Annotated in this window: 25 protein-coding genes and 2 tRNA genes; 13 read left to right on the forward strand and 14 right to left on the reverse strand. The window is 60.9% G+C overall.

Annotated elements, in window-relative coordinates:
- Positions 1-230: 230 nt before the first annotated feature.
- Positions 231-869: a (d)CMP kinase gene (gene cmk, locus I554_RS0109880; protein ID WP_024576708.1), complete on the reverse strand. Its 639-nt coding sequence runs from the start codon at positions 867-869 to the stop codon at positions 231-233.
- The gene (gene aroA, locus I554_RS0109885) at positions 866-2203 is read right to left on the reverse strand and encodes a 3-phosphoshikimate 1-carboxyvinyltransferase (RefSeq protein ID WP_024576709.1); all 1338 of its coding nucleotides are present in this window, start codon (positions 2201-2203) and stop codon (positions 866-868) included. Before aroA ends, cmk begins: the two co-directional genes overlap by 4 nt.
- Positions 2204-2355: 152 nt before the next feature.
- Here aroA and I554_RS0109890 point away from each other — a divergent pair, with 152 nt between their 5' ends.
- From I554_RS0109890 to I554_RS0109935, 10 genes are all read left to right on the forward strand, one after another.
- On the forward strand, positions 2356-2772 hold the full coding sequence (locus I554_RS0109890) for a TIGR02300 family protein (protein ID WP_024576710.1): 417 nt from the start codon (positions 2356-2358) through the stop codon (positions 2770-2772).
- A gap of 132 nt (positions 2773-2904) precedes the next feature.
- Positions 2905-2980 (forward strand) — tRNA-Ala (locus I554_RS0109895).
- 204 nt (positions 2981-3184) lie between these two features.
- Entirely contained in the window at positions 3185-4390 is a 1206-nt protein-coding gene (locus I554_RS0109900; RefSeq protein ID WP_024576711.1) for a CaiB/BaiF CoA-transferase family protein, read from the forward strand.
- 86 nt (positions 4391-4476) lie between these two features.
- Positions 4477-6039, forward strand: a complete 1563-nt coding sequence (locus I554_RS25975; RefSeq protein WP_051358589.1) for a caspase family protein — start codon at positions 4477-4479, stop codon at positions 6037-6039.
- A 130-nt stretch (positions 6040-6169) separates the two neighbouring features.
- A complete protein-coding gene (ugpB, locus tag I554_RS0109910; RefSeq protein WP_024576713.1) occupies positions 6170-7483 on the forward strand; it encodes a sn-glycerol-3-phosphate ABC transporter substrate-binding protein UgpB in 1314 nt (437 codons plus the stop codon).
- A gap of 75 nt (positions 7484-7558) precedes the next feature.
- Positions 7559-8440: a sn-glycerol-3-phosphate ABC transporter permease UgpA gene (gene ugpA / locus I554_RS0109915; RefSeq protein ID WP_024576714.1), complete on the forward strand. Its 882-nt coding sequence runs from the start codon at positions 7559-7561 to the stop codon at positions 8438-8440.
- The gene (gene ugpE / locus I554_RS0109920) at positions 8440-9288 is read left to right on the forward strand and encodes a sn-glycerol-3-phosphate ABC transporter permease UgpE (RefSeq protein ID WP_024576715.1); all 849 of its coding nucleotides are present in this window, start codon (positions 8440-8442) and stop codon (positions 9286-9288) included. The genes ugpA and ugpE overlap by 1 nt, the downstream gene beginning before the upstream one ends.
- Positions 9289-9298: 10 nt before the next feature.
- Entirely contained in the window at positions 9299-10396 is a 1098-nt protein-coding gene (locus I554_RS0109925) for a sn-glycerol-3-phosphate import ATP-binding protein UgpC (protein ID WP_024576716.1), read from the forward strand.
- A gap of 157 nt (positions 10397-10553) precedes the next feature.
- Complete coding sequence (locus tag I554_RS0109930) at positions 10554-10979, forward strand: Hsp20 family protein (protein WP_024576717.1); 426 nt, start codon at positions 10554-10556, stop codon at positions 10977-10979.
- A 50-nt stretch (positions 10980-11029) separates the two neighbouring features.
- A complete protein-coding gene (locus I554_RS0109935) occupies positions 11030-11293 on the forward strand; it encodes a DUF1150 domain-containing protein (protein WP_024576718.1) in 264 nt (87 codons plus the stop codon).
- Between the two features lie 375 nt (positions 11294-11668).
- Here I554_RS0109935 and I554_RS0109945 read toward each other — a convergent pair whose 3' ends face one another.
- Together I554_RS0109945 and I554_RS0109950 are read right to left on the reverse strand one after the other, a co-directional pair.
- The gene (locus tag I554_RS0109945; RefSeq protein WP_051358588.1) at positions 11669-11887 is read right to left on the reverse strand and encodes a hypothetical protein; all 219 of its coding nucleotides are present in this window, start codon (positions 11885-11887) and stop codon (positions 11669-11671) included.
- A gap of 102 nt (positions 11888-11989) precedes the next feature.
- A complete protein-coding gene (locus tag I554_RS0109950; protein ID WP_024576721.1) occupies positions 11990-12442 on the reverse strand; it encodes an Hsp20 family protein in 453 nt (150 codons plus the stop codon).
- A gap of 239 nt (positions 12443-12681) precedes the next feature.
- Here I554_RS0109950 and I554_RS26325 point away from each other — a divergent pair, with 239 nt between their 5' ends.
- A complete protein-coding gene (locus I554_RS26325; RefSeq protein ID WP_034473668.1) occupies positions 12682-13011 on the forward strand; it encodes a hypothetical protein in 330 nt (109 codons plus the stop codon).
- 437 nt (positions 13012-13448) lie between these two features.
- Here I554_RS26325 and I554_RS0109955 read toward each other — a convergent pair whose 3' ends face one another.
- From I554_RS0109955 to I554_RS0109990, 8 genes are all read right to left on the reverse strand, one after another.
- The gene (locus I554_RS0109955) at positions 13449-15374 is read right to left on the reverse strand and encodes a tetratricopeptide repeat protein (protein ID WP_051373162.1); all 1926 of its coding nucleotides are present in this window, start codon (positions 15372-15374) and stop codon (positions 13449-13451) included.
- 153 nt (positions 15375-15527) lie between these two features.
- Positions 15528-15989 (reverse strand): PTS IIA-like nitrogen regulatory protein PtsN, encoded by a 462-nt coding sequence (ptsN, locus tag I554_RS0109960; RefSeq protein ID WP_024576723.1) that lies wholly within the window; start codon positions 15987-15989, stop codon positions 15528-15530.
- A gap of 139 nt (positions 15990-16128) precedes the next feature.
- Positions 16129-16752, reverse strand: coding sequence for a ribosome-associated translation inhibitor RaiA (gene raiA, locus I554_RS0109965; protein ID WP_024576724.1), 624 nt, complete (start codon positions 16750-16752; stop codon positions 16129-16131).
- 64 nt (positions 16753-16816) lie between these two features.
- Positions 16817-18451, reverse strand: a complete 1635-nt coding sequence (gene rpoN, locus I554_RS0109970; protein WP_024576725.1) for an RNA polymerase factor sigma-54 — start codon at positions 18449-18451, stop codon at positions 16817-16819.
- A gap of 129 nt (positions 18452-18580) precedes the next feature.
- The gene (lptB, locus tag I554_RS0109975) at positions 18581-19675 is read right to left on the reverse strand and encodes an LPS export ABC transporter ATP-binding protein (RefSeq protein ID WP_024576726.1); all 1095 of its coding nucleotides are present in this window, start codon (positions 19673-19675) and stop codon (positions 18581-18583) included.
- A gap of 109 nt (positions 19676-19784) precedes the next feature.
- Positions 19785-20525, reverse strand: coding sequence for an LptA/OstA family protein (locus I554_RS0109980; RefSeq protein WP_024576727.1), 741 nt, complete (start codon positions 20523-20525; stop codon positions 19785-19787).
- Positions 20522-21217: an LPS export ABC transporter periplasmic protein LptC gene (gene lptC / locus I554_RS0109985; RefSeq protein ID WP_024576728.1), complete on the reverse strand. Its 696-nt coding sequence runs from the start codon at positions 21215-21217 to the stop codon at positions 20522-20524. The genes I554_RS0109980 and lptC overlap by 4 nt, the downstream gene beginning before the upstream one ends.
- 167 nt (positions 21218-21384) lie before the next feature.
- Positions 21385-21999, reverse strand: coding sequence for a ribonuclease D (locus tag I554_RS0109990; protein ID WP_024576729.1), 615 nt, complete (start codon positions 21997-21999; stop codon positions 21385-21387).
- Between the two features lie 253 nt (positions 22000-22252).
- Here I554_RS0109990 and I554_RS0109995 point away from each other — a divergent pair, with 253 nt between their 5' ends.
- Positions 22253-22498 carry a hypothetical protein gene (locus I554_RS0109995; protein ID WP_024576730.1) on the forward strand — a complete coding sequence of 82 codons (246 nt, stop codon included), beginning with the start codon at positions 22253-22255 and terminating at the stop codon, positions 22496-22498.
- Between the two features lie 42 nt (positions 22499-22540).
- Here I554_RS0109995 and I554_RS0110000 read toward each other — a convergent pair whose 3' ends face one another.
- On the reverse strand, positions 22541-22930 hold the full coding sequence (locus I554_RS0110000) for a DUF930 domain-containing protein (RefSeq protein WP_024576731.1): 390 nt from the start codon (positions 22928-22930) through the stop codon (positions 22541-22543).
- Positions 22931-23010: 80 nt separating this feature from the next.
- Positions 23011-23097, reverse strand: a tRNA-Leu gene (locus I554_RS0110005).
- Positions 23098-23285: 188 nt separating this feature from the next.
- Here I554_RS0110005 and I554_RS0110010 point away from each other — a divergent pair.
- A complete protein-coding gene (locus tag I554_RS0110010; RefSeq protein ID WP_024576732.1) occupies positions 23286-24254 on the forward strand; it encodes a complex I NDUFA9 subunit family protein in 969 nt (322 codons plus the stop codon).
- The last annotated feature ends 41 nt before the right edge of the window (positions 24255-24295 follow it).

The following is a 24295-nucleotide window of genomic DNA, read 5'->3' on the forward strand; positions in this document are numbered from 1 at the left end:
CGGCAGCGGGGTTAAGGGCGTATCGCGCATCCAGTGCCAAAGGTCCGCAACCTTTGACGACCGCTTCCGCAAAGAGGAATTGCGACAGCGGGCCGGCGTGTGCCTGCACGAACGATACGGTGCAAAATTGGATTGCCGCGCCTGGAAAGCGCGCGGTCTGCTGTCCGGAGCTGAGACGAAGATCGACCTCAGAAAACCGGGAGCGGGCATTCCTCCAATGACGGCAGGGACTAAGCCCTCGGCCGGCCCGCTCGAACGGCCTCGACAATGTCGATGGCAGCCCGGACGCCGCTCTCTATATCCAACTGAGAGTTATCCAGCAAGTATGCATCCGGAGCCGCTTTTAAAGGCGCTGTGGCCCGGTTCTGGTCGCGCTCATCCCGCTTCAGGATATCCGCCAGCACCGCCGCCTCGTCCGCTGCCTCACCCCGGGCGCGGGCCTCCAGAGTGCGGCGGCGGGCCCGGACATGGGGGTCCGCGATGACAAAGATTTTCACATCGGCATCCGGGCAGATCACGGTTCCAATGTCGCGGCCATCCAGCACAGCGCCGGGCGGGTCCGCTGCAAACTGCCGCTGGAAGTTGATAAGTACTTCTCTTACCTTGGGAATTGCCGATACCACCGAAGCCGCATCGCCCACTTTCTGGGTTTTCAGCACCGGATTGCCGAACTTCTCCGGGTCGAGTTCCAAAGCGGCGGCAACCGCGAGGGCCTCGTTTGTCAGATCGGACCCCGTCTCCAGCAGGGCGTAGGCCACGGCACGATAAATCACGCCGGTATCGAGATGGCGGTAGCCATAATGGTGAGCCAGGCGCTTGCCGAGCGTACCCTTTCCGGACGCTGCCGGACCGTCGATGGCAATGATCATGAGAAATCCGCCCCCAGGCCGCGCATCATCGGGATGAAATCAGGGAAACTGGTTGCAATGAATCCGGTGTCGTCGATCTTCACCGGCGCATCCGACGCCGCGCCCATCACCAGCGCTGACATCGCGATACGATGGTCCATGTGGGTTGCGACAAGACCACCGCCCGGTACGTGACCCTTGCCCACGACGACCATGTCGTCGCCGGAAATCTCCACCTCGACGCCGTTGACGCGCAGCATGTCCGCTGTCGCTTCGAGCCGATCGGATTCCTTGACGCGCAGCTCCTGCAAGCCGCGCATGGTGGTGACGCCTTCCGCATAGGCGGCGGCAACCGCAAGCACGAGATACTCGTCGATCATCGATGGCGCGCGTTCCGCGGGCACGGTCACGCCGCGAAGCTGCGACGCGCGCACACGGAATTGCGCCATCGGCTCGCCGGCATCGCCCCGCTGATGGCTCTCCTCGATCGACGCGCCCATTTCACGCAATGTCGTGAAAAGCCCTGTCCGCAAGGGGTTTGTCATGATGTCGGTCAGCGTGACGTCGGAGTCCGGCACGATCAGCGCGGCGACAATCGGAAACGCTGCGGATGACGGATCGGCCGGCACGACCACGTCGGCGCCGCGCAATTCAGGCTGCCCCGTGAGTGCGATCTTGCGGCCGTGCGCGCCCTCCTTCGTCGTCACCACATGCGCGCCGAAATGAGTCAGCATCAGTTCGGTATGATCGCGGCTGGCTTCCTGTTCGATCACGGTGGTGATGCCGGGCGCGGACAATCCGGCCAGCAACACCGCCGACTTGATCTGCGCCGAAGCGACCGGCGTGCGGTAGGTCACCGGTATCGGATCGCGCGCGCCCTGCAGCGTCATTGGCAGCCGCCCGCCATCCGCGCTCGACGTGACGCGTGTGCCCATCAGTTCCAGCGGATCGAGAATCCGGCGCATCGGCCGTTTGCGCAGGCTGGCATCGCCATCGAATGTCGCCGCGACCGGACATCCGGCCACCGCGCCCATGGCAAGACGGCACCCGGTTCCGCTGTTGCCGAAATCGAGCGGCGCATCCGGCACCTTGAAGCCGCCGACCCCGACGCCGCGGACCGACCAAGCCCCCTCGCCGGTGCGTTCCACCCGCGCTCCCAGCGCAGCCATGGCCTTGGCGGTGTTGAGGACGTCCTCGCCTTCCAAAAGCCCCGAAATCCGGGTTTCACCCACGGCCAGCGCCCCCAGAATCAGGGCCCTGTGGGAGATCGATTTGTCGCCCGGAACACGGACACGGCCGCTGAGAGCGCCTGCGGCCCGCGATTCGAGCGGCGTCGGGTGGTTGGAATGGGTCAAGATGGCATTTCCTTTGAACAAGCGGGCTCCTACCACGGGGTTTACAGGACGTCACGAGCCGGTCATTTATCCCTCAAAGCGCTATTGACAGCGGCGGCGCAACTAGCCAAGTGAAGCACCGCTTTTTCAAGACATTCTCAGGACTATAAACCGTGGCCAAAGCCGATCTCGGAACCAAGCGCATTTGCCCGACCACGGGCAAAAAGTTCTATGACCTCAACAAGAACCCGGTGATTTCGCCGTACACCGGTGAGATCGTGCCGATTGCGCCGGTGCCGCCGCCACGCACGCGCGCCGACGCGGCTGCACGCGCCGCCGCCGCAAATGCGGCCAGCATTGTGCCGGAGCCCGCCGAGTCCGAAGAATTGGTCTCGCTGGAAGAGGCCGACGCCGAGGAGAGCAGCGGCAAGGTCAAGGCCGTGATGCCGGAGTCCGAGGACGATATCGAAGTCGATGAAACCCTGACCGACGACGACGATGATGATTCGACCTTCATCGCCGAGGACGAGGAAGACGACGAAGACGTCACCGATATCATCGGCGATGTCTCGGGTGATGAAGAGACTTGAGATAAGTTCTCAAGTGTGATTTTTGGCGCATATTCGCGAAGCGGACATCCGCTTCGCGCTCAAGCCGGACAGGTTTGATAGGCGTATCTGAGACGCAAGACGCCGCACTCCCCAAAGTGCGGTGAGGTGTTCGGGGCCATAGCTCAGCTGGGAGAGCGCTTGCATGGCATGCAAGAGGTCGGCGGTTCGATCCCGCCTGGCTCCACCAACCTCCTCTCCGGATTTCACTCAGCAAAACTGAACCTCGGCACGTGCCGTTCGCTCACTGAACAGAGCGGCGGCGCAGCATGCGCGCGCGCATGGATGCCAATCGGTCGCGATATTGACGACGCGTTGCGAATTCTTTCAATGTGACGGCACGCGGCATTGCTGCGGTATCATCTTTATTCTCCGCTGATCGAAGGTTGATTCAATGACATCCCAAATCGCGACCGGGGCAATGGCCGGACTACGCGTGGTCGATCTGACGCGCGTGCTCGGCGGTCCCTACTGCACGCAGATTCTCGCAGACCACGGCGCGGATGTCGTGAAGGTCGAACCGCCGGCCGGTGACGAGACCCGTGACTGGGGCCCTCCGTTCCACGATGACGACGCGGCCTATTTCATCGGCACCAACCGCAACAAGCGCTCGATCGCGCTCGACCTCGCATCGGAAGGCGGCCGCGCGGTGCTGATGAAAATGCTCGAGACCGCCGACGTCCTCACCGAAAATTTCAAGCCGGGAACGCTCGACAAATGGGGGATCGGAAATGATTTCCTGCGCGAGAAATTCCCGCGACTGATCCACTGCCGCATTTCCGGATTCGGCGCGGACGGACCGCATGGCGGACACCCCGGCTACGACGCGATCATTCAGTCCATGGTTGGCCTGATGGCTTCGACCGGATCGCCGCAGAGCGGTCCGACCCGCATCGGCGTCGCACTCGTCGACATGACGACAGGACTTTATGCCGCTGTCGGCATTCTGATGGCGCTGGCGGAACGCGCCAAGTCCGGCAAGGGTCAGTTCCTCGAGACCACGCTTTATGAAACCGGCCTCGCGATCATGCATCCGCACACCGCCAACTATTTCCTCCATGGCAAGCCTCCGGCGCTCACCGGCAACGAGCACCCGAACCTCGTTCCGTACGCGGTGTTTCCGGCGCGCGACGGCGACATCTTCATGGGGGTCGGCAATGACGGCACTTTCCGCAAGCTGATGAAGGAGCTCGGCAAGCCCGAACTCGGCACCGATCCGCGCTTCGCGCGCAATCGCGACCGCATCGCGCATCGCGACGAGCTGCGCGCCGTGCTCGTCGATATCCTGAAGGACGAGGACAGCGAGCCGCTGTGCCGCCGTCTGCTCGCGGCGGGCCTTCCGGCCGGTCCCGTGCAATCGATCGACAAGGCGCTGGCCAACGAGCACACCAAGCATCGCGGCGATGTCATCGAAAAAGACTGGTACAAGGGCGTCGCCTCGCCGATCCGCTTCGATCGCACCAAGGCTTCGCTGCGTCATGTACCGCCAAAGTTCAGCGAACACACCGACACTGTGCTGGCCGAATTCGGCTACTCGGCGAAAGAGATCGCCGAGATGCGCGCTGCGGGCGTTGTGGCGGGCCCCGAACGCAAGCGTTGATACCGGGACCGGGCGCGCGGACTTCCGCGCGCCCTCGAACTATGGCACCTTGATACCAGCCCACCCTGGTTGACAGGTCCGAGGAAATGGCCGGCTCGTTTCATCTGCGTAGAACTGCGGCGGTCGCAGCTGCGTTGATTGCCTTGCTGCTTCTTGCCGGCGCAAACCCGGCCCTTGCTGACAAGCGCGTGGCGCTGGTGATCGGCAATTCCGCTTACAAGAGCGTCGCCCCGCTTCCCAATCCCGCCAAGGATGCCGCCGCGATCGGCGCGATGCTGACCAAGGCAGGTTTCGAGGTTGTCGACGCCCGGGAAGATCTGCCGGTTGCCGACATGAAGCGCATGATCCGCGACTTCTCCGACAAGGTTCGCGATGCCGATATCGCCGTCGTTTTCTATGCCGGTCATGGCATCGAGGTGGACGGGACGAACTACTTGATCCCCGTGGATGCCCGGCTTGAACGTGACATCGACGTGGAAGATGAGACGGTGTCGCTCGATCGCATTGTGCGAATTCTCGATCCCGCCAAGAAACTGCGGCTCGTGATTCTGGATGCGTGCCGCGACAATCCCTTCGATCGCAGTATGAAGCGCAGCCTTTCCTCGCGCGCGGTCGAGCGAGGTCTCGCGAAGGTCGAACCGTCCAATCCGAACACCCTGATTGCCTATGCGGCCAAGGCCGGCTCCACAGCCTCGGACGGCGCAGGGAGCAACAGTCCGTTCACCACCGCTCTCCTTAAACAGCTTACCGTGCCGGGGCAGGATCTACGAAAATCGCTGGGTTACGTCCGCGACGACGTGATGAAGACCACCGGCAACAAGCAGGAGCCGTTCGTCTATGGCTCATTGGGCGGCGACGATGTGGTGCTGGTGCCGCCGTCGCCGACCAAGGCCGCCGTTCCGGCGCAGGTCGCGGCGCTCGATCCCAACTCGCAGTTGCGGCGCGACTACGAGCTCGCCGCGGCGATCAACACCAAACCCGCGTGGGACGCCTTCATCGGCAATTATCCGAAAGGGTTCTACGCCGACCTCGCGCGCGCCGCGCGCGCCAAACTCGATGCAACTCCGGCCAGCACGGTTGTCGCGAGCAGGCCGGCGGAAACACGCAATCCGCAACAGTCCCGCGACACCGCAACGATGTCGGGCTTTGACAATTACACCGGCCGCTCGTTCACACTGAAATTCCTCGAGGGCCAGCAGGAAGTCTCGCCCAATCCCGGCTTCAAGCATGCTCAGCGGGAAATCGTGGCCTATGTGAAGTCGCCCGAGGAAATCGCCAGCAGCGCCGCCTATGTCCGCAAGAATCCGATGTTCAAGCCTCGGTTCGCTTTCGGCGCGCTCGGTGAGTTCAATCGCGGAATTCAGGTGACGTACAATCAAGGCCAGCTCAAGCAGCTCATTCTGGCGGGATCGCACCGGGTCATGACATCGATCACATCATTGGGGAGCACCTGCCAGGCCAGCGTGGCTTATGAGTTGATGCCGGGGAGGGACCATTTCGAGTTACGGAACGTCCGGAACGAGCCGGTCAACATCTCCGCGCTGACGTCCGAGGCCGTTTCCTGCAAGGTCACCAAGGGAGACGCCGTGGGGGCTCCGCCGACTGCCGATGCATCGCCCGCCGCCAGGGACGACTCCCGCGCCAGATAGCGTGTCGAAAGTTCAAGCCATTTAGGGCTTCCCTCCGGCGGCCCTCCCCGACTACCATTCTGCGTCACGTGCACGTCATCCGGCGCTGTTACCGCGCAACGATGATGACGGCTTCAGGGAGAAAATATCGATGACAATCCGCCAGATGGGCTTTGGCCTGGCTGCTTCGACTCTTCTTGCTTTTGCAACGCCTGCGCAGGCAGTCACCGAGCTTCAGTGGTGGCACGCCATGACCGGCGGCAACAACGACATCGTCAACAAGCTCGCAGCGGATTTCAACGCTTCGCAGAGCGACTACAAGGTGATCCCCTCCTTCAAGGGCAGCTATCCCGACACCATGAATGCGGGCATTGCCGCGTTCCGCGCCGGAAACGCGCCCCATATCATTCAGGTGTTCGAGGTCGGCACCGCGACCATGATGAGCGCCACCGGCGCAATCAAGCCGGTCTACCAGCTCATGAAGGACGCGGGCGAGCCGTTCGATCCGAAAGCCTACCTGCCGGCGATTACCGGTTACTACTCGACAGCGAAGGGGGACATGCTGTCGTTTCCCTTCAACTCGTCGTCGATGGTGATGTGGGTCAATCTCGACGCGCTGAAAAAAGCCAACATTTCCGAAATCCCGAAAACCTGGCCTCAGGTGTTCGACGCAGCAAAGAAACTGAAAGCCGCCGGATACACCACCTGCGGATTTTCCAATGCGTGGGCGTCCTGGGCCCATATCGAGCAGTTTTCCGCCTGGCACAATGTTGCGATCGGCACCAAGGCGAATGGCCTCGACGGTTTCGACACCGTGCTCAAGTTCAACTCACCCCTGCACATCAAGCATCTGCAGAACCTGATCGATCTCCAAAAAGACAAGACCTACGACTATTCCGGCCGCGCCAATGCGAGCGAGAGCCGCTTCGGGTCCGGCGAATGTCCCCTCTTCCTGACGTCGTCGGGATACTACGCAACCGCCAAGGGCACTGCGAAGTTCGAGTTCACCTCGGCGCCGATGCCGTATTATCCGGATGTCGCCGGCGCGCCGCAGAACTCGATCATCGGCGGTGCATCGCTGTGGGTCATGGGCGGCAAGAAGCCCGACGAATACAAAGGCGTCGCCAAGTTCTTCGCCTTCCTGTCGGACACCAACCGTCAGGCGAAGCTGCATCAAGAGTCCGGCTATCTGCCGATCACCAAGGCTGCTTATGAAAAGACCAAGGCGGATGGCTTCTATGAGAAGAACCCGACGCTGCAGACGCCGCTGAAGGAGCTCACCAACAAGGAGCCGACGGAGAATTCGCGCGGCCTCCGCTTCGGCAATATGGTGCAGATGCGCGACATCTGGGCGGAAGAACTTGAGGCCGCGCTCGCCGGCCAGAAGACCGCCAAGGATGCGCTCGATTCCGCCGTGAGCCGCGGCAACGCCATGCTGCGAACGTTCGAAAAAACCGCGAAGTAACTCTCCGTGCTCGTCCCAGCCTCAATGTCCAACCCCTTCCCGCCGCACAAGCGGGGGAAGGGGAGAGTCTCATGAATGGAAAAATCGGTCACCTTCAACAACAAGCTACTGCCATATCTGCTGCTGACGCCGCAGCTCATCATTACTTTCGTATTCTTCTACTGGCCCGCCAGCCAGGCCGTTCTGCAGTCGTTCAAGCGCGAAGACGCGTTCGGCCTGTCCTCGGAATTTGTCGGCCTTGAGAACTACGAGACGCTGTTCGCACAGCCTGAATATTACAAGGCGATGTGGACGACCGCGGTGTTCTCGACCCTCGTCACCCTGCTGTCGCTCAGCATCGCTCTCTTGTTTGCAACCCAGGCCGACAAGAACCTGAAAGCAGCGCCGGCTTTCAAGACCCTTTTGATCTGGCCCTACGCCGTGGCGCCGGCGATCGCAGGCGTGCTCTGGATCTTCATGTTCCATCCTTCGCTCGGCACGCTGGCGCGTCCGCTGCGCGCTTTCGGCTTTGACTGGAATCCGCTGCTGAACGGCAACCACGCCATGACACTCGTCGTGATGGCCGCAGTCTGGAAGCAGATTTCCTACAACTTCCTGTTCTTCCTTGCCGGGCTTCAGGCGATTCCGAAAAGCGTGCTGGAAGCCGCTGCCATCGACGGCTCCGGCCCGCTGCGCCGGTTCTGGACCATCGTGTTTCCCTTGCTGTCGCCGACCATGTTCTTTTTGCTGGTCGTGAATGTCGTCTACGTCTTCTTCGACACGTTCGGCATCATTGATGCGGTCACGGTCGGCGGCCCGGCAGGGGCGACCACAACCATGGTCTACAAGGTCTATGCGGACGGACGGCTGGGCGGCGACCTTGGCGGATCGGCGGCGCAATCCGTGATTCTGATGGTGATCGTCATCGCGCTGACCGCCGTTCAGTTCCGCTACGTCGAGCGCAAGGTGCAGTACTGATGGTCGAGCATCGTCCGCTGCGCGATTTCATCGCCTATGCCATCCTCACCTTCGGCATCTTCATTGTCGTATTCCCCGTCTATCTCGCGGTGATCGCCTCGACCCACGACGCAGCCACGGTGGTCAACGGGAACATGCCGATGTCCCCCGGCAGCCATACGCTGGAAAACTACTACCGCGCAATCTTTGTCGGCGGCTCGCGCACCAGCCGCGAGCCGGTCGGCCACATGCTGATGAATTCGTTCATCTCGGCGATCGGCATCGCCATCGGCAAGATCTGCATTTCGATCCTGTCCGCCTTCGCGGTGGTGTACTTCCGCTTTCCATTCCGCAAGACAGCGTTCTGGATCATCTTCGTCACCCTGATGCTGCCGGTCGAAGTCCGCATCTATCCGACCTACAAGGTAGTTGCCGACCTGCAGATGCTCGACACCTATGCCGGTCTGATCCTGCCGCTGATCGCGTCGGCCACCGGCACGCTGCTGTTCCGGCAATTCTTCATGACGATTCCCGAAGAGCTTCTGGAGGCGTCGAAGATCGACGGCGCGGGTCCGTTCCGCTTCTTCAAGGATACGCTGCTGCCGCTGTCGATCACCACCATCGCCGCGCTGTTCGTGATCCAGTTCATCTATGGCTGGAATCAATATCTGTGGCCGCTGCTGATCACCACGCAGGACTCGATGCAGACCATTGTTACCGGCATCAAGAAAATGCTGACGACCACCGACGAACTCGCCGAGTGGCAACTGGCGATGGCGACCGCGGTATTGGCAATGCTGCCGCCGGTAGCTGTGGTGATTCTGATGCAGAGACTGTTCGTGCGCGGTCTGGTCGAGACCGAGAAATAGGAATCGAGAGATGGCCAACGTCGTTCTGAACGATGTCCGGAAGACCTATCCCGGCGGAGTCGACGCCATCAAGGGCATCAACTTCGAGGTCGGCGACGGACAGTTCTGCGTGCTGGTCGGCCCCAGCGGATGCGGCAAGTCCACGCTGCTGCGCATGGTGGCGGGACTGGAGACCATCACCGGCGGCACCATCGACATCGGCGGCCGCGTGGTCAACGAGATCGAGCCGGCCGATCGCGACATCGCCATGGTGTTCCAGAACTACGCGCTCTATCCGCACATGACCGTCTACAACAACATGGCCTATGGTCTGCGTAATCGCGGCATGCCGAAACCCGAGATCGACACCCGCGTCCGCGAGGCTGCGCAGATTCTCGAAATCACGCCGATGCTCGACCGTAAGCCGCGGCAGTTGTCGGGCGGCCAGCGCCAGCGCGTCGCCATGGGCCGCGCCATCGTGCGGCAGCCGAAGGTATTCTTGTTCGACGAGCCGCTGTCGAATCTCGACGCCAAACTGCGTATCGCGATGCGGGTCGAAATCCGCAAGCTGCAACGCCGCCTCAAGACCACATCGATCTACGTCACCCACGATCAGCTCGAGGCGATGACGCTCGCCGATATTCTGGTGGTGATGAACGGCGGCGTGGTCGAACAGATCGGCAAGCCGCTCGACATCTACCGCAAGCCCGCCACCACCTTTGTCGCCTCCTTCATCGGCGCGCCGCCGATGAACCTGTTGCCCGTGAACACAAACAACCTTGGCGGGCTGCTTGATGCATTGCAGATCAAGATCCCCGGTGACGCCATTCTCGGCGTGCGCCCGGAAGATTTCGCCATCGCCGGCGCGGCGCAGGGAGGGCTGGCGCTTGAACTCATGGTGGACGCCATCGAACGGGTCGGTGCGGAAACGTTCGTCTACGGCACGAGGGCCCACGACCACGGTGGCTCAACCGTCAGCGCCAGGCCGGGCGAGCTGCCACCCGGGGAAATCATTGTCCGGCTGCCCGGAGAAGCTGCCCCCGCCATCGGCGAGCGAATCAAGGTTTCCGCAGCGCGGGACAAGCTGCACCTGTTCAGCGCCGACGGCCGCAGTCGGCTGCCCGGCTAGCCGGATTTCTCCCTGTTTACGGGGAGTTAGAGGTTCTTGAACAACGCAGGCGACATCGCCATATTTGTTTCAACCGGCAGGCCGCAAGGCTGCCGGGAACCCAGGAAGGGGTGCCGCAAGGGCTCCGACCCAAAGTCGCTTCGAGAGGACTTTGTGAATGTCTCGTGTTCCTTCGCTATCGAGTCCGTTCCTTTTGGGATTCGACGAGATTGAGCGTGCGCTCGATCGCGTCGTGAAAGGCGCAGACGGTTATCCTCCTTACAACATCGAGCGGTGCGGCCGTGAAGAAGGCCAGCCCGAACGCTTGCGGATCACGCTGGCGGTCGCAGGATTTACCCGCGATCAACTTGATGTAACCACTGAGGAAAACCAGCTCGTGATCCGGGGCCGCCAGCAGGACGACAAGACCCGGCAATACATCCATCGCGGCATCGCCGCGCGTCATTTCCAGCGCACCTTCGTGCTGGCCGACGGGATGTATGTCATCGGCGCAGACCTGAAGAACGGCCTGCTGTCGATCGATCTGGCTCGTCCCGAGCCTGAACGGGTCGTTAAGACGATAGCCATCAATGAGCACGAATAATGGAACGAGTAGCGGACTCGACCGCTTAACAACTGCAAGGAGTCGAGACCATGACTGAAGGTAATGTTATCTTCGAACCCACCGTCTCTCTGGAGGCGCTGGCTACTTTGGGCGAAGGCCATATCGCCTACGTCAAACAGATTCGCTCGGAAGACGTGCCGGGACTTTTCCCGCAGGCGCCGCAGATCGCGCCCGGCCTGAAGCTGTTCGCGCTTCACGCCGCTGACGGCACGCCGATCATGTTGACCGACAGCCGCGAAGCGGCAATCGCGAATGCATGGAGCAACGAATTGGAGACCGTCAGCCTTCACTGAACCGGCGCAAGCCGCGCAGTGACGCGACGATCGGAAACGAAGCGGCAGCGCGGCGAGCGCTGCCGTTTTTGTTTGTTGCTACACGCCCTTTGTCGGACCGAGCTGCCATCGTCACGAAACCGGACAATCTCGCAGGTCTGCTGCGTAACACCGCCGTGGCAACAGCTCCCTTTTTAGCCTGCTTGATGACCGGTTTTCCAGACCGACTCGATCAGTGCCCCCAGCTCCTCTTCTTCCTTTGCTAACCGAGATTGTAATAGCTCCCTTTCGGAGGGTGAAAGGCTTCGCGACCTGAGCAAGAATTTGTAGTGGCCGATGACCTTTTGATGGCCTCGCACCAAGTAGTCGTGGACGCTGCCGGCCATAGCCCACCAATTAAAGGGAAGCCGCGATAGTTTTCTCTGATCTCGAAGGTCCGATGGGCAGAGGAAATGTCTCGTCGGTCAGTTTCGCCAACGCATCCTGCTCTTCGGATAATCGCTTCAGCACAAAGCAACGCTCTATCTCGGTGAGCTCTGTCTTCAGCAAGCGACGATATCGCTGAACGTTGCTGGCCCGCGCTCGTATGCGGGCAAGTTTTTCATCAACCATCATCGTCGACACGACGGTCCTCCATCTTTCCTTTCGTTTGAGAGAAGCGGACCCCGCCAGTTCAAACCAGCGGGGACCACATCGGACTAAAAGAGCGGCCCGGAGTTATGCGGCGGCCTTTGAGTCGAGTTGTTGAATATTTGAAATGCCGTTGATGGCGATCCGCCGAGGCTTCATCGCTTCCGGGATCTCCCGGACCAGTTCAATGCGCAGAAGCCCGTTGTCGAAGGACGCGTTTCTTACCTGCACGTAGTCTGCGAGGTTGAACTGTCGGCGGAAATGGCGCTCGGAAATCCCTTGGTAGAGATACTCGCGCTTTTCGTCCGTTTTCCGTCCTTCAATGGTGAGCACATTCTGCTCGGCTGTCACATTGATCTCGTCGGGGCGGAAACCCGCCAACGCCAAGGAGATCTGGTACTGATCATCGCCCAGTCTCTCAATGTTATACGGCGGGTAATGAGCCTCAGCCTGCTGCTGCGCAGCATCGACGAGGTCAAACAGACGATCGAAGCCGATAGATGATCGCCAGAACGGGGTGAAGTCGTAAGAAGTTCTCATAGCCAAATCCTCCACTGAGCAAGTTGGATATAAGCGAGCACCGAACACCTCTGATGCCCGTCTCCTCCGGACCCCCGAAGGGCACCCGGGCCGATAAACGGCGAAGAAAAAACTAGAAAATATCCGATAGGTTTCAAGACCCCCTCGAAAAATTCTTTGAACGCCGCCTTGAAAGGCTTGTCGGTCGCTCTAAATTCTTCGGCGCCGTCTTAAACAGAAAGGAGCAATAGGAGGCGACCATGAACGTTCGTGAAACCGGTTTCGACATTCATGCAAATTCACTTCTGGCCGCAACTTTCAGTCATCCGTCGGAGGTCCTTAAGAGCCCTGTTCTCTCGCCTGCGGAGAAGCGCTGCGTCCTCGCCGCATGGGCCTCGGATGCATTCGCCGTCAGGGATAACCCCTGGCTCCGCCAGTTACCCGGCTCCCCTGACACGATCCCGTTGAAAGACATCCTTGGCGCTCTGCGCCGGCTTGACGACGAAGACGACCGACCGCCTCCGATCCATGGAGGGGCAGCTTTGTGCCCACCGCGGGTCGAACAGATGGCTGAAGCCGTGGGATTTTGACAACGGGTTTGCCGTGCGCGCATTGGGGCCGCCTGGACCGAAGCTCTGTTTCTCAGGCGGCCGTTGCCGGCGGTAGCGCCAGCGCCATGCTGCGCTGCGATTTGTAAGCTGGGGACCGTACTTCCGGGGGAGGATGGAGGAGCGACTCGGCCCCTGATCCGGCCGACTTTCGCCTGTCTTCATTCGCCACCGCGTCTAGCCGCGAACGGCAGAGCCACGTAGTTGGCCCGGACGGTGACCCCAGCCTCCCGAACGGCGTGTGTGCGAGACACGCGTGCAGGCGCCGCATCCTGTTCCGCTTCAAAAGCGCCATCGAGAAGCGCCCCTCACGAACAGGAAACGCCGATAAGGGAGGTCCGGAACTCGGGGATTGCTGTGCCCATCACGAAATGGTGCAAGCTGCGCTCACTCGATACTATCCGGCGCCATTCCGGAGGCTACGGCTTTAACCGCTTCAATTCGGCAACAGCCGCTTTGGCTTCGATCAAATCTTTAGGACAAGACTGGGCAGCAGCGTCCAGAGCTCTAAGCCCATCTTCCATGCTCCCGTTAAGCACGTACCACTCGCCGACATAGAATTGTGTTTGGCAGCGCATGTTATTTGTCGTTTCTGCTGCCATCAATTGAGCGGCAGAACGCTTTCCGAGATAAAGCTCTGCCAGAGCGTAGGGCCAAATCTTGACCCGAAGCAATTTTGTATTTGCCTCCAGCTCTGTTTCCGCCACCTCTCCCGCACGCTTGCGCGCCAAGTAAAGGAATAGCGTCACGTAGATATCATTCCTCAATTCGAGAGCGCGCGCGAGGTCTTTCGAAGCGCCCATGTAATCCCCGGTCAAGAACTTCATCAATCCCAGCGATCTGGCGTATGTAAAATTTTTTGGATCGAGTTCCGTTACTCGCGCGTAATCGGCAACCGCCGCCTGGTAATCTCCCTTGCGTTCGTAGGTGCTTGCGCGATTGCGGTAGGCGTTTGTGGAATTCGAGTCCATTTCAATCAACTTGGTGTAATCGACAATTGCCCGATCATAGTCACCCTTGCGTAGATAGGCACTGCCGCGACCATCGTAGGCACGGGCGTCCTTCGGATTGATTTCAATCATTTTAGCATAATCAGCAATCGCCTGATCGTAGTTGCCTTTATGCGCATAAGCGCTCCCCCTATTGCCATAGACATTGGGAAAGTTCGGATCGATCTCAATCGCCTTTGAGGCGTCGGTGATGGCCCGATCATAATCACCCTTGCGCGCATACGCATTGCCACGACCATCGTACGCACGGGAATCGCTGGGGCTAATTTCAATCACCTTGGTGTAGTCGGCGATCGCCCTGTCATAATCCCCCTTGTGCGCGTAAGCACTGCCTCGGTCGCCGTAGGCAGCGGAAAGCTTTGGGTTGATCTCAATCGCCTTGGTGATGTCCGCAATAGCGGAATCGTAGTCACCTTTGCGCAAATGGGCATAGCCGCGACCATGGTAGGCATGGGGGTCGCCTGGACTAATTTCAATGACCCTCGTGTAGTCCGCGATCGCCCTATCATAATCTCCCTTACGCGCGTAAGCACTGCCTCGGTCGCCGTAGGCAATGGGAAGCTTTGGGTTGATCTCAATCGCCTTGGTGATGTCCGCAATAGCGGAATCGTAGTCACCTTTACGCAAATAGGCATAGCCGCGACCATTGTAGGCACGCGCCTCTTTCGGGTTGATCTCAATTTGTTTGGTGTAATCGGCAACTGCCTGATCATACTCACCTTTACGCAACAAAGCGTTGCCGCGACCACCGTAAGCATTAAGAAGTTTTGGATCGATCTCAATCGCTTTTGTGAAGTTGGCGACTGCCCGATCCATGTCGCCCTTTTGAGCGTAAACACCTCCGCGCGCGAGATAGACGCGAGAATCTTTTGGGCTGATCGCTACCGCCTCTTCGACATCGGCCATAGCTTGATCAAAATTGCCTTTTCGGGCGTACGCCAATCCGCGATTTGCATAAGGCCTGAAATCTTTTGGATCGAGCGCGATGGCCTGGGTGGCATCCGCGATCGCACGATCATGATCGCCTTTTCCGCCATATGAGCCACCACGCCTCACATAGGCCGGCGCGTACCGGGCATCGGTCTCTATGGCTTTGTCGGCGTCTGCAATCGCCTGATTGAAATCAGCCTTGCGCCAGTAAGCCGTCGCGCGATTGGTCAAGACAACGGCGCGGCCCTTATCGTCGAGCTTGCCGGTTTCGAGCAGGCGCGTGCACGCCGGGATTGCTGCGTCGGCGTCTTCAGCCTCGCACAATTTCCTGTCTTGATCGGTTTGGGCCAGAACAGCGAAAGGGACGAGTATCCAGACCAGCGCGATCAAGAACTGCTTCACCACGCCCTGCTCCCGCGGCTTTGCGCGTGAGCGACCATGGAATTCAGCGGTCAACCTGAGCGCGCGTTAGAATCTTATACGCGGCCAAGTTTTAAGCAAACGGGATTTGGGGAACGTGCGGCTCTCGTTGGGCCGCCTCGACCGAAGCTCTGTTTCTCAGGCGGCCGTTGCCGGCGGTAGCGCCAGCACCGAATAAAGCGCCTGCGCATCCTTCGATGCGCGCAGCTTCTTGGCGATGTCCTGATCGCGCAGCAGCCGCGCAATCCGCGCCAGCGCCTTCAGGTGATCCGCGCCGGCGCCTTCGGGGGCCAGCAGCAGAAACACCAGGTCGACCGGCTGACCATCCATGGCCTCGAAATCGATCGGACGCTCCAGCCGCGCGAACAGGCCCGAGAGCTTGTCGAGTTTCGGCAGCTTGCCGTGAGGGATCGCCACGCCATAGCCGACAGCGGTGGTCCCCAGCTTTTCGCGCTGGAGGAGCACCTCGAAGATCGAGCGTTCGTTCTGTCCGGTCAGGACAGCGGCGCGTGCCGCAAGCTCCTGAAGGGCCTGCTTCTTGCTGTTGACTTTCAAAGCAGGAAGAATCGCCTCCGGTGCGACCAGATCGGTAATCGTCATGGAGCGTTCCGAGGATAAGTTAAGCCGTTGGTGTTCTTACTAAATCGGTCTTTGACCGGGCAGCGTCAAGGGCCCTTGGGACCAGCCATGGCCCGCGTCCCTGAAAGGCGGCGGACCATAGTTAGGCTTATTCAAGGCGTCAATGGCGAACCGGCTCGGCGACTGCGGGAGGGTCTACCCAGCCGACGTTGCCGTCCGGGCGCCGATATATCACGTTCACCCGGCCGCTGCCGCCGTGCTGGAAAACCATCACCGCCGCGCCCGTCAGATCGAGTTCCATGACCGCCTCGCTCACCGAAAAACGCTTCAGGGACGTCACCGCCTCGGCGATGATGACGGGATTGAATTCGGTGACGTCGTCATCGGACGGCGCTTCGATCACATAGCTCGGCGCGTCGAGACCCGGTCCGCCATATCCCGCACCATTCAGATCGGACAGCGCTGCGGTGGCTGCATGCGCCTTGCGCGCGGAGCGATCCTTCAGGCGGCTCTTGTAACGGCGCAAGCGCTTCTCGATCAGCAGCAGCGCCTGGTCCGCGCTTGCATAAGCGTCGGCGGCCATGGAATCCGCCTCCAGCGTAATTCCCGAATCCAGATGAAGCGAACAATCGGTACGAAAGCCGAAACCGTCCTTGCTGAGCGTGATGTGGCCTGAGTAGTTGCCGTCGAAATATTTCCGGAGCACTTCCTCGGTTCGCTCGCTGACGCGATCACGCAGAGCTTCGCCGACGCTGATGCTTTTTCCAGAGACCCGGAGTGTCATGACGTTACCTCACTTTCGGACTGGCAGTTCGGATGTCTCAGCGTTCCGCTTCTTGGTGACGCAGTCAAGCGGTTGCTGTGTCGCGGGACCTGTCCACGGCCGGGGAGGCCGACGTTAATGCTGTGCCGAGCATGCTCTGCTTGTCGCGGCGTCGCTGCACGGACGAAGGAATACGCATGGCTTCACGATACTTCGCGACCGTGCGCCGGGCTATATCAATGCCGTCGCCGTGCAAACGTTCCACGATGGTGTCATCCGAAAGAATAGCGGTCGGGTTTTCCGCATCGATCAGTTGTTTGATGCGGTGCCGCACGGCCTCGGCGGAATGAGCATCTCCGCCGTCGGCCGATGCAATCGAGGCGGTGAAGAAATACTTCAGCTCGAACGTGCCGCGGTTGGTTGCCATGTATTTGTTCGCCGTCACCCGCGAAACGGTCGATTCGTGCATCTGGATGGCGTCCGCCACGGCTTTCAGATTGAGCGGACGCAAATGCGCGACGCCCTGCGTGAAGAATCCGTCCTGCTGGCGAACGATTTCGGTGGCGACCTTCAGAATCGTCCGCGCCCGCTGGTCGAGCGCGCGCACCAGCCACGTCGCGTTCTGCAGGCAATCCGTGAAATAGGACTTGTCGCCATCCTTGCGGATGGTTTTCGACAATTGCGAATAGTAGGTCTGGTTGACCAGCACCTTCGGCAAGGTGTCGCTGTTGAGTTCGACATGCCAGCCGCCGTCCGGTCCCGGACGAACATAAACATCCGGCACGACGCTCTGGGCCTTGGTCGATCCGAACTTCAGGCCGGGCTTGGGGTCGAGATGGCGAATCTCGCCGATCATGTCGGCGATGTCTTCGTCATCGACGCCGCAGATTTTCCGTAACGACGCGATGTCCCGCTTCGCCAGCAGATCGAGATTCTCCACAAGCGCCTGCATCGCGGGATCGTAGCGGTCGCGCTCGCGCAACTGGATCGCGAGGCATTCGCTCAGGTTGCGCGCACACACGCCGGGCGGATCGAATTTTTGCAGAACCGCAAGCACCGTCTCGACTGCTTCCAGCGAGGTGCCGAGTTTTTCGTGTGCCTCGCCGAGATCGGGCGGCAGATAGCCCGCGTCATCGACAAGATCGATCAGATACTGCCCGATCATGCGGCTCGCAGGATCGGGGAATGCAACCGCCAACTGCTCGGCGAGATGCCCGCCCAGCGTCGTTTCGGCTGCAACGAATGCCTCGAGATTGTAGTCGTCGTCATTGGAGGCGCCACCGCCCCATTCGGTGTAAGCCGTCGGCGCAGCGTCCTGCGCGTTGCGGGCCGCCGCGTCCGCAGGCTCTTCGGGAAAGACGTTCTCCATACCGGTGTCGAGGGTCTGCTCGATCTCAGTGCGGGTCCCGAGATCCGGCGCCATCCACTCCTCAGTGCCCGCCTCAAAGCCGTCCGACGACCGTTCGCCGTCCGTCCCCGAGGCTCCACCGTCGGAAAAATCCCCACCATCCGCTTCTGCGTGGCCGGTGGCAGGCTCGCCGTGATCCGGAGCGCCATCCTGGTTCGCGCGCTCGAGCAGCGGATTGCGTTCCAGTTCGTCCTCGACGAACGCCACGAGATCGAGATTCGACAGTTGCAGCAGCTTGATCGCCTGCATCAGCTGCGGCGTCATCACCAGCGACTGCGACTGGCGGAACTCTAGTCTCTGCGTCAGGGCCATAAAAACGAGATCCGGTCCAAAAGTTGGTCCGTTTCTTGCTTATACTTTTCCTGCAAGCTTGTACACGGCTTGACGTTTTGAAAATTTGGGAGATCGGCCCAACTCATCCGATCCGGGATTTAAGGTAAATCAGAGCCGGAATTCCTCGCCCAGGTAGAGGCGCCGAACGTCCGGATCGTTGACGATCTCGTCCGGACTGCCCTCGGTCAGAACCGCCCCGGCGTAGACGATATAGGCGCGGTCGGTCAGGCCCAGCGTCTCGCGCACATTGTGGTCGGTGATCAGAACGCCGATGCCGCGCGCCGTGAGATGTCTCACCAGCTGCTGGATGTCTCCAACCGCAATCGGATCGATGCCCGCGAACGGCTCGTCGAGCAGCATGTAGCTCGGACGCGAAGCCAGCGCGCGGGCGATTTCCACGCGCCGGCGCTCACCGCCCGACAGGGCGATGGAGGGCGATTTCCGCAGCCGCGTGATGTTGAATTCCTCGAGCAGCGAATCCAGCTCGCGTTCGCGCTTGCGCTTGTCCGGTTCGACCACTTCGAGCACCGCCCGAATATTGTTCTCAACCGAGAGGCCACGGAAGATCGATGCTTCCTGCGGCAGATAACCGATGCCGAGCCGCGCACGCTGATACATCGGCAACTGCGTCACATCGTGACCGTCGAGTTCGACGCGCCCGCGATCCGGCTTGATGAGGCCGGTAATCATGTAGAAGCAGGTGGTCTTGCCCGCGCCGTTCGGACCGAGAATGCCGACCGCTTCGCCGCGACGGACATAGATGCTCACGCCGTGTACGATCTTGCGCGTGCCGAAACTTTTTTCGACGCCATGAATCGCCAGATAACCGGCATGCTGCGCACGCGGCGCGGTTCCGTTCGCGGCTGCGCGGCTGCGCGGCGCATTCTCGCGCGGCTGCTCTCTTGAAACATCCCGCGGCAAATTGCGCGGAATGGGTGGCGCGTCATGGGTAAATGCGGACGCCTCCTGAGGTGCAAGCGTCGGAGGATCGCGCTGAACTGCGGCAGCGACAGCTTCGCGCCTGACCGGCGCGCTCTCGCGGTTCGCCAAGGGTTTCTCACCCGCAGCCGGCCTGAAGATGTCGCCCATTCGCGCAGCCAGCGATGTGATGTCCTGACGCAGGCCGTCCTGCTGCGAGCGGGCAAAGCCCTGCCGTCCACGCGCCGGGCCTCGACGACGAAAGATGCGCAGGAAGTCCACCATGCCCGCTTAAATCAGCCTTTGGGTTGTTGCCTGAGCATGATGGACCGGAGCCGTATTGCCCATCCCCAAATGTTCAGGGGCTGCGTGATACAGGCTTGCCGTCTCCGGTTCAACTGTTGCGCTTTCGGGGAGTGGCCAAGTCATTGAGTTTAAGCGGCTTTCCGGGAGCACTCGGCGCCGTTGAAGGTTGCGCGCCGCCGGAATTACCGCCTGCCGGCGACCCGGCGGGAGCGGCCTGGAAAACGCCCTGCACGCGTCCGCTGTTCGATTCGACCCGCGAGACACCGGTCGTGAGATCGACAACGAGACGGTCGCCGCGCAGCACGTTCTTGTCCTTGGTCAGCAGCACATTGCCATGCATCGTGACGGTGTTGGCGCGCATATCGAAGACACCCTTGTCGCCTGTGACCGTCGAGTCCTTCTGGGTGACGATGACGCCGCCTTGCGCCTCCAGCCGCTTGATGGACGAACTGCCGCTCGGTCCGGGTGTCGCCGATTTCATCGCAGTCTTCTTGGCGCCGGACGCCTCGTTGCTATCGTAGAACACGACCAGCGTCTTACAAAGCATGGTGGTGTCGCCCTGCACGACCTTCACATTGCCGCTGAACGTCGCAGCCTTGTCCTTGTCGCGCATTTCCAGCGACGCGGCATCGATCTGAATCGGCTTGTCGCGATTCTGCGAAAAGCCCTGCATTGCGTTCGGCACGCCCGTTGCAGAACTCTGCGCATGCGCATCGAGCGGCGCGCACAGGGCGGCGGCGACCACTCCGACAGACAGTGCGCGCGCAACCGCGCGCATGACACCGATGGTCTCGGAACCGTTGTAAATCTTCATCATCCCAAAAATCATTTTGCAGCAGCATCCCGCGCGGGAGCCTGATTACCGGCCGCCGTATCCTTCGGCTCCTCCGGGATCAGGATCATCGAGACGCCGCCTTCGAAGCGCACCAGCGCGCCATTTTCGGTTATTCTGAGACGCCTGGCGTCAAGCGTCCCGTTCAACAACTTCACCGCCACCGGCTCATCGGAGGACACCATACCGCCGCCGATATCGACGGTGGCCTGCGTCAGCCGCGCCTCGTAACCAGTGGAAGATTGCAGGAAGATGTTTTCCTTCAACTCCAGCAACTGGGTTTTTGTATCAAACAGGCCGGTGCGCGCATCCATGGTGATGCCCGTCTTGTCTTCCATCTGAACTTTCGCGCGCAATTCGTTCAGCTCGACATTGTTCGGTTTGGTCACATCCTGGATCGCCGACTTTGCCCAAAGCTCATAGGGACGGTTGTCCGGCGTAAAGCCCGCAAGATGGGGCGAGTCCATCGTGATCTTGGTGCCCGAGACTCCGAGCTTGCCAATGTCGATCGGCAGCTTTGAAAGAATCCTGAACGGGTTGAAAAGCGAAATGCCGATGATCGTCAGCATCGCGGCAGCCACCATGACCGGCACGGCCACTCGCATCTGGCGCACACGTCGGCTATGGCGCCTCGCCTTCGCGTAGCGCGCATCCGCTCCAGCCTGATAGCTGTGGCCCTGAACCGACAAAACATGCTCCGAAGCGCCGGGATAGCGCCGTCATTCTACGCAATGACGCGCCGTTTTGCAGCCCGGCATTTGTCCCGCCTTACCAAGCACTTGGCAAAGAGCAAAAAAGTGACCGAAACCGGGCAAACTTCGCTGCAAATGGCGCGATCGGCTGCAAACGGCAGAAATTATGAATGCGCGAAGATGTCGTCGTTTTCCCAGCCCTGAAGGTCGAGCTTCGCGCGGGTGGGCAGGAACTGGAAGCAGGCGGCGGCAAGCGCCTCGCGATTCTCACGCGCCAGCATCGCATCGAGCTTTTCGCGCAGCGCATGAAGGTGCAGCACGTCGGAGGCCGCATACGCGAGCTGCGCGTCGGTCAATGATGCCGCACCCCAGTCGCTCGACTGCTGCTGCTTCGACAGATCGACGCCGAGCACCTCGCGCACCAGATCCTTCAGCCCATGGCGGTCGGTGTAGGTGCGGACCAGACGCGAGACGATCTTGGTGCAGTAGACCGGCTCCGGCATCACGCCGAACGCATGAAACAGCACCGCGAGATCGAACCGCGCGAAATGGAAAATCTTGGTGACCTTCGGATCGCCGAGCAGCTTTTTCAGATTCGGCGCATCGGTATGGCCGGCGGGAATCTGCACCACATCCGCGGTGCCGTCGCCGTTCGACAGCTGGATCACGCACAGCCGGTCGCGATGCGGATTGAGCCCCAGCGTCTCGGTGTCGATCGCCACCGACTGCGTGTAGCGCGAGAGATCCGGCAAGTCGCCGCGGTGCAGGCGGATGGTCATGGTCTGTCAGAACCTTTGCAGATGGGTCGAATCGACGGGCCTAAACTACCGTCCAAAATCCCTGCCGACGAGGGGGAATGAGGCCTGATACCTCCGTCCCGACACTCTTGTGCCGACACTGCTCCGATCCACCAAGCCGGTTGTCCCCGCGTGCTGCCGTTTATTCCGATCATGCTGGACAGCCCCCTATGAGCTTTACCGGGGCAGCCGAAGCACCATCTGATCGAAGGGGCGAGCCGATTGGAGAAATACAATGCGTTCCGGCCTGGCAATATGCTTTTTGATCGTTCTCTGCATTCCTGGCAACGCCGCCACACGCGCGCATCACGCCAAATCCAAACACGTCATCAGCCGCAGCCAGGGGGCGGTACCAGCCTTCGTCACCCCAAGCGGAGCGCACCTCTATCGCGACGACTCCGTTCCGGGCGGTTATCGCATCGGCCCGGGCGAAGCGCCTGTGTCCTACGATGATCCGTCCAAGTATGGCGGGTCTCCATAGCGGACGCCGCGCGGGCCCGCCTGCGCCATCACGGCAACCTCGTCAGCGCCACAGGCCCAGCGATGCCCATCTGGATTCGGGAATCAGGTCGCCGATCTTGTAGCTGAACGACAGCACCTTCATGTGGTCCGGCGATCCCTTGCACGCGAAGGAAAACGAATACCATCGTCCCTTGCTGCGGAAGGCGCCGCCCTTGCCCGCGACCGTGTCGCCCGCATGCTGCGGATGGGACAGCACGTCGGTCTTGGCGCGGTCGGGGTGATAGGGATTGGCGTCGCGGTCGATCCGGCTCATGGCTTCGAGGTCGCAGACCTGCTCCAGCCGTGTCTGCGGATCGAGCTTCTTCAGGCTCGCTGCGAACCGGGCATTCATCGCAACGCAGGGAGCGACCGACAACAGGGCCGCGATCAGGACAACGGCGGTATTTTTCACAAAAGCACCACCGAAACCTGGAATGAGGGTGCACCGTTTCGGAAAACCTGACCCCCGGGAGGAGACCGTTTTCGAATCTGTGGTGCCCAGGAAAGGACTCGAACCTTCACGGCCGTTAAGCCACTGGCACCTGAAGCCAGCGCGTCTACCAATTCCGCCACCTGGGCATTGGGTGCGGTTACTAAGGACAGGGCGTGCGCTTGTCAAATTGACCGAGCATCCTGATTCCGGAGTTTCTACGATTTTTTGCAGCAACGGTGGCGCCGGAATGGCCTATACAGCGCAAGGATGATGGCGTATCGCGGAAACAGGCGGCGCCGCCGTCCCGTTTTGTCCATTTGTGCAGGAACCACCCATGTCAGCCCGCATCGATACGCTTGTCACGGTCTTCGGAGGTTCGGGTTTTCTGGGCCGGCACGTGGTCCGGGCGCTCGCCAAGCGGGACTATCGCATCAGGGTCGGGGTCCGGCGGCCTGAATTGGCCGGTCACCTGCAGCCGCTGGGCCGGGTCGGCCAAATTCACGCCGTGCAGGCCAATCTGCGTTACCCGGCCTCGGTGCAGGCCGCGGCGCGCGGCGCAAGCGTGATTGTCAACCTGGTTGGCATCCTGTCCGAGAGCGGCGCGCAGAGCTTCGACGCGGTTCAGGCCAAGGGCGCGGAGACTGTCGCACGCGCCGCGAGCGAGATCGGTGCGCGCGTGGTGCATGTGTCGGCGCTCGGCGCGGATGCGAATTCAGCCTCGCGCTATGCGCGCGCCAAGGCCGCGGGCGAAGCCGCAGTCCTTGCGGCTGCGCCGTCCGCAACGATCATGCGGCCCTCCGTGGTGTTCGGCCCCGAAGATCAGTTCACCAACCGTTTCGCGGCCCTCGCCCGCATTTCGCCGGTGCTGCCGCTGATCGGCGGCGGACTGACGAAATTGCAGCCGGTCTATGTCGGTGACGTCGCCAATGCCGTCGCCGATGCGGTCGACGGCAAGACCAGGCCGGGCGCGACCTACGAACTCGGCGGCCCCGAAGTGATGACGATGCGCGAGATCATCGAGGACATTGTGAAGATCACGTACCGGGACACCATGCTGGTGTCGCTGCCGTTCGCGCTCGCGAAGTTTCAGGCGTACTTCCTGCAGTTCGCGCCGGGCGACATGAAGCTGACGCCGGATCAGGTTGAGCTGCTGCGCAGCGACAACGTGGTGTCGGAAGCAGCGAATGCGGCGGGGCTGACGCTGGAAGGCCTCGGCGTCACACCAGATTCGCTCGAAGCAGTGGCACCGTCCTATCTCTGGCGCTACCGCAAGACCGGACAGTTTGCGCACAAGGACGCGTGAGACGTTTTCGTCATCCCGGCAAGCGAAGCGCATGCCGGAAC

The sequence above is a fragment of the Afipia sp. OHSU_II-C1 genome, assembly GCF_000497575.1.
In the GTDB taxonomy this organism is placed as follows: Bacteria; Pseudomonadota; Alphaproteobacteria; order Rhizobiales; family Xanthobacteraceae; genus Afipia.

What these genes read in the sequence shown, in the direction of transcription:
- ugpE (WP_024576715.1), top strand. Translation starts at nt 8,440, where the DNA reads ATGGTCGAGCATCGTCCGCTGCGCGATTTCATCGCCTATGCCATCCTC.
- raiA (WP_024576724.1), bottom strand. Translation starts at nt 16,752, where the DNA reads ATGACACTCCGGGTCTCTGGAAAAAGCATCAGCGTCGGCGAAGCTCTG.
- I554_RS0110010 (WP_024576732.1), top strand. Translation starts at nt 23,286, where the DNA reads ATGTCAGCCCGCATCGATACGCTTGTCACGGTCTTCGGAGGTTCGGGT.
- I554_RS0109980 (WP_024576727.1), bottom strand. Translation starts at nt 20,525, where the DNA reads ATGATTTTTGGGATGATGAAGATTTACAACGGTTCCGAGACCATCGGT.
- I554_RS0109945 (WP_051358588.1), bottom strand. Translation starts at nt 11,887, where the DNA reads ATGATGGTTGATGAAAAACTTGCCCGCATACGAGCGCGGGCCAGCAAC.
- I554_RS0109950 (WP_024576721.1), bottom strand. Translation starts at nt 12,442, where the DNA reads ATGAGAACTTCTTACGACTTCACCCCGTTCTGGCGATCATCTATCGGC.
- I554_RS0109990 (WP_024576729.1), bottom strand. Translation starts at nt 21,999, where the DNA reads ATGACCATCCGCCTGCACCGCGGCGACTTGCCGGATCTCTCGCGCTAC.
- I554_RS0109995 (WP_024576730.1), top strand. Translation starts at nt 22,253, where the DNA reads ATGCGTTCCGGCCTGGCAATATGCTTTTTGATCGTTCTCTGCATTCCT.
- rpoN (WP_024576725.1), bottom strand. Translation starts at nt 18,451, where the DNA reads ATGGCCCTGACGCAGAGACTAGAGTTCCGCCAGTCGCAGTCGCTGGTG.
- I554_RS0109900 (WP_024576711.1), top strand. Translation starts at nt 3,185, where the DNA reads ATGACATCCCAAATCGCGACCGGGGCAATGGCCGGACTACGCGTGGTC.
- I554_RS26325 (WP_034473668.1), top strand. Translation starts at nt 12,682, where the DNA reads ATGAACGTTCGTGAAACCGGTTTCGACATTCATGCAAATTCACTTCTG.
- ptsN (WP_024576723.1), bottom strand. Translation starts at nt 15,989, where the DNA reads ATGACGATTACCGATCTGGTCGCACCGGAGGCGATTCTTCCTGCTTTG.
- cmk (WP_024576708.1), bottom strand. Translation starts at nt 869, where the DNA reads ATGATCATTGCCATCGACGGTCCGGCAGCGTCCGGAAAGGGTACGCTC.
- I554_RS0109935 (WP_024576718.1), top strand. Translation starts at nt 11,030, where the DNA reads ATGACTGAAGGTAATGTTATCTTCGAACCCACCGTCTCTCTGGAGGCG.
- ugpB (WP_024576713.1), top strand. Translation starts at nt 6,170, where the DNA reads ATGACAATCCGCCAGATGGGCTTTGGCCTGGCTGCTTCGACTCTTCTT.
- I554_RS0109925 (WP_024576716.1), top strand. Translation starts at nt 9,299, where the DNA reads ATGGCCAACGTCGTTCTGAACGATGTCCGGAAGACCTATCCCGGCGGA.
- I554_RS0109930 (WP_024576717.1), top strand. Translation starts at nt 10,554, where the DNA reads ATGTCTCGTGTTCCTTCGCTATCGAGTCCGTTCCTTTTGGGATTCGAC.
- lptB (WP_024576726.1), bottom strand. Translation starts at nt 19,675, where the DNA reads ATGGTGGACTTCCTGCGCATCTTTCGTCGTCGAGGCCCGGCGCGTGGA.
- I554_RS25975 (WP_051358589.1), top strand. Translation starts at nt 4,477, where the DNA reads ATGGCCGGCTCGTTTCATCTGCGTAGAACTGCGGCGGTCGCAGCTGCG.
- ugpA (WP_024576714.1), top strand. Translation starts at nt 7,559, where the DNA reads ATGGAAAAATCGGTCACCTTCAACAACAAGCTACTGCCATATCTGCTG.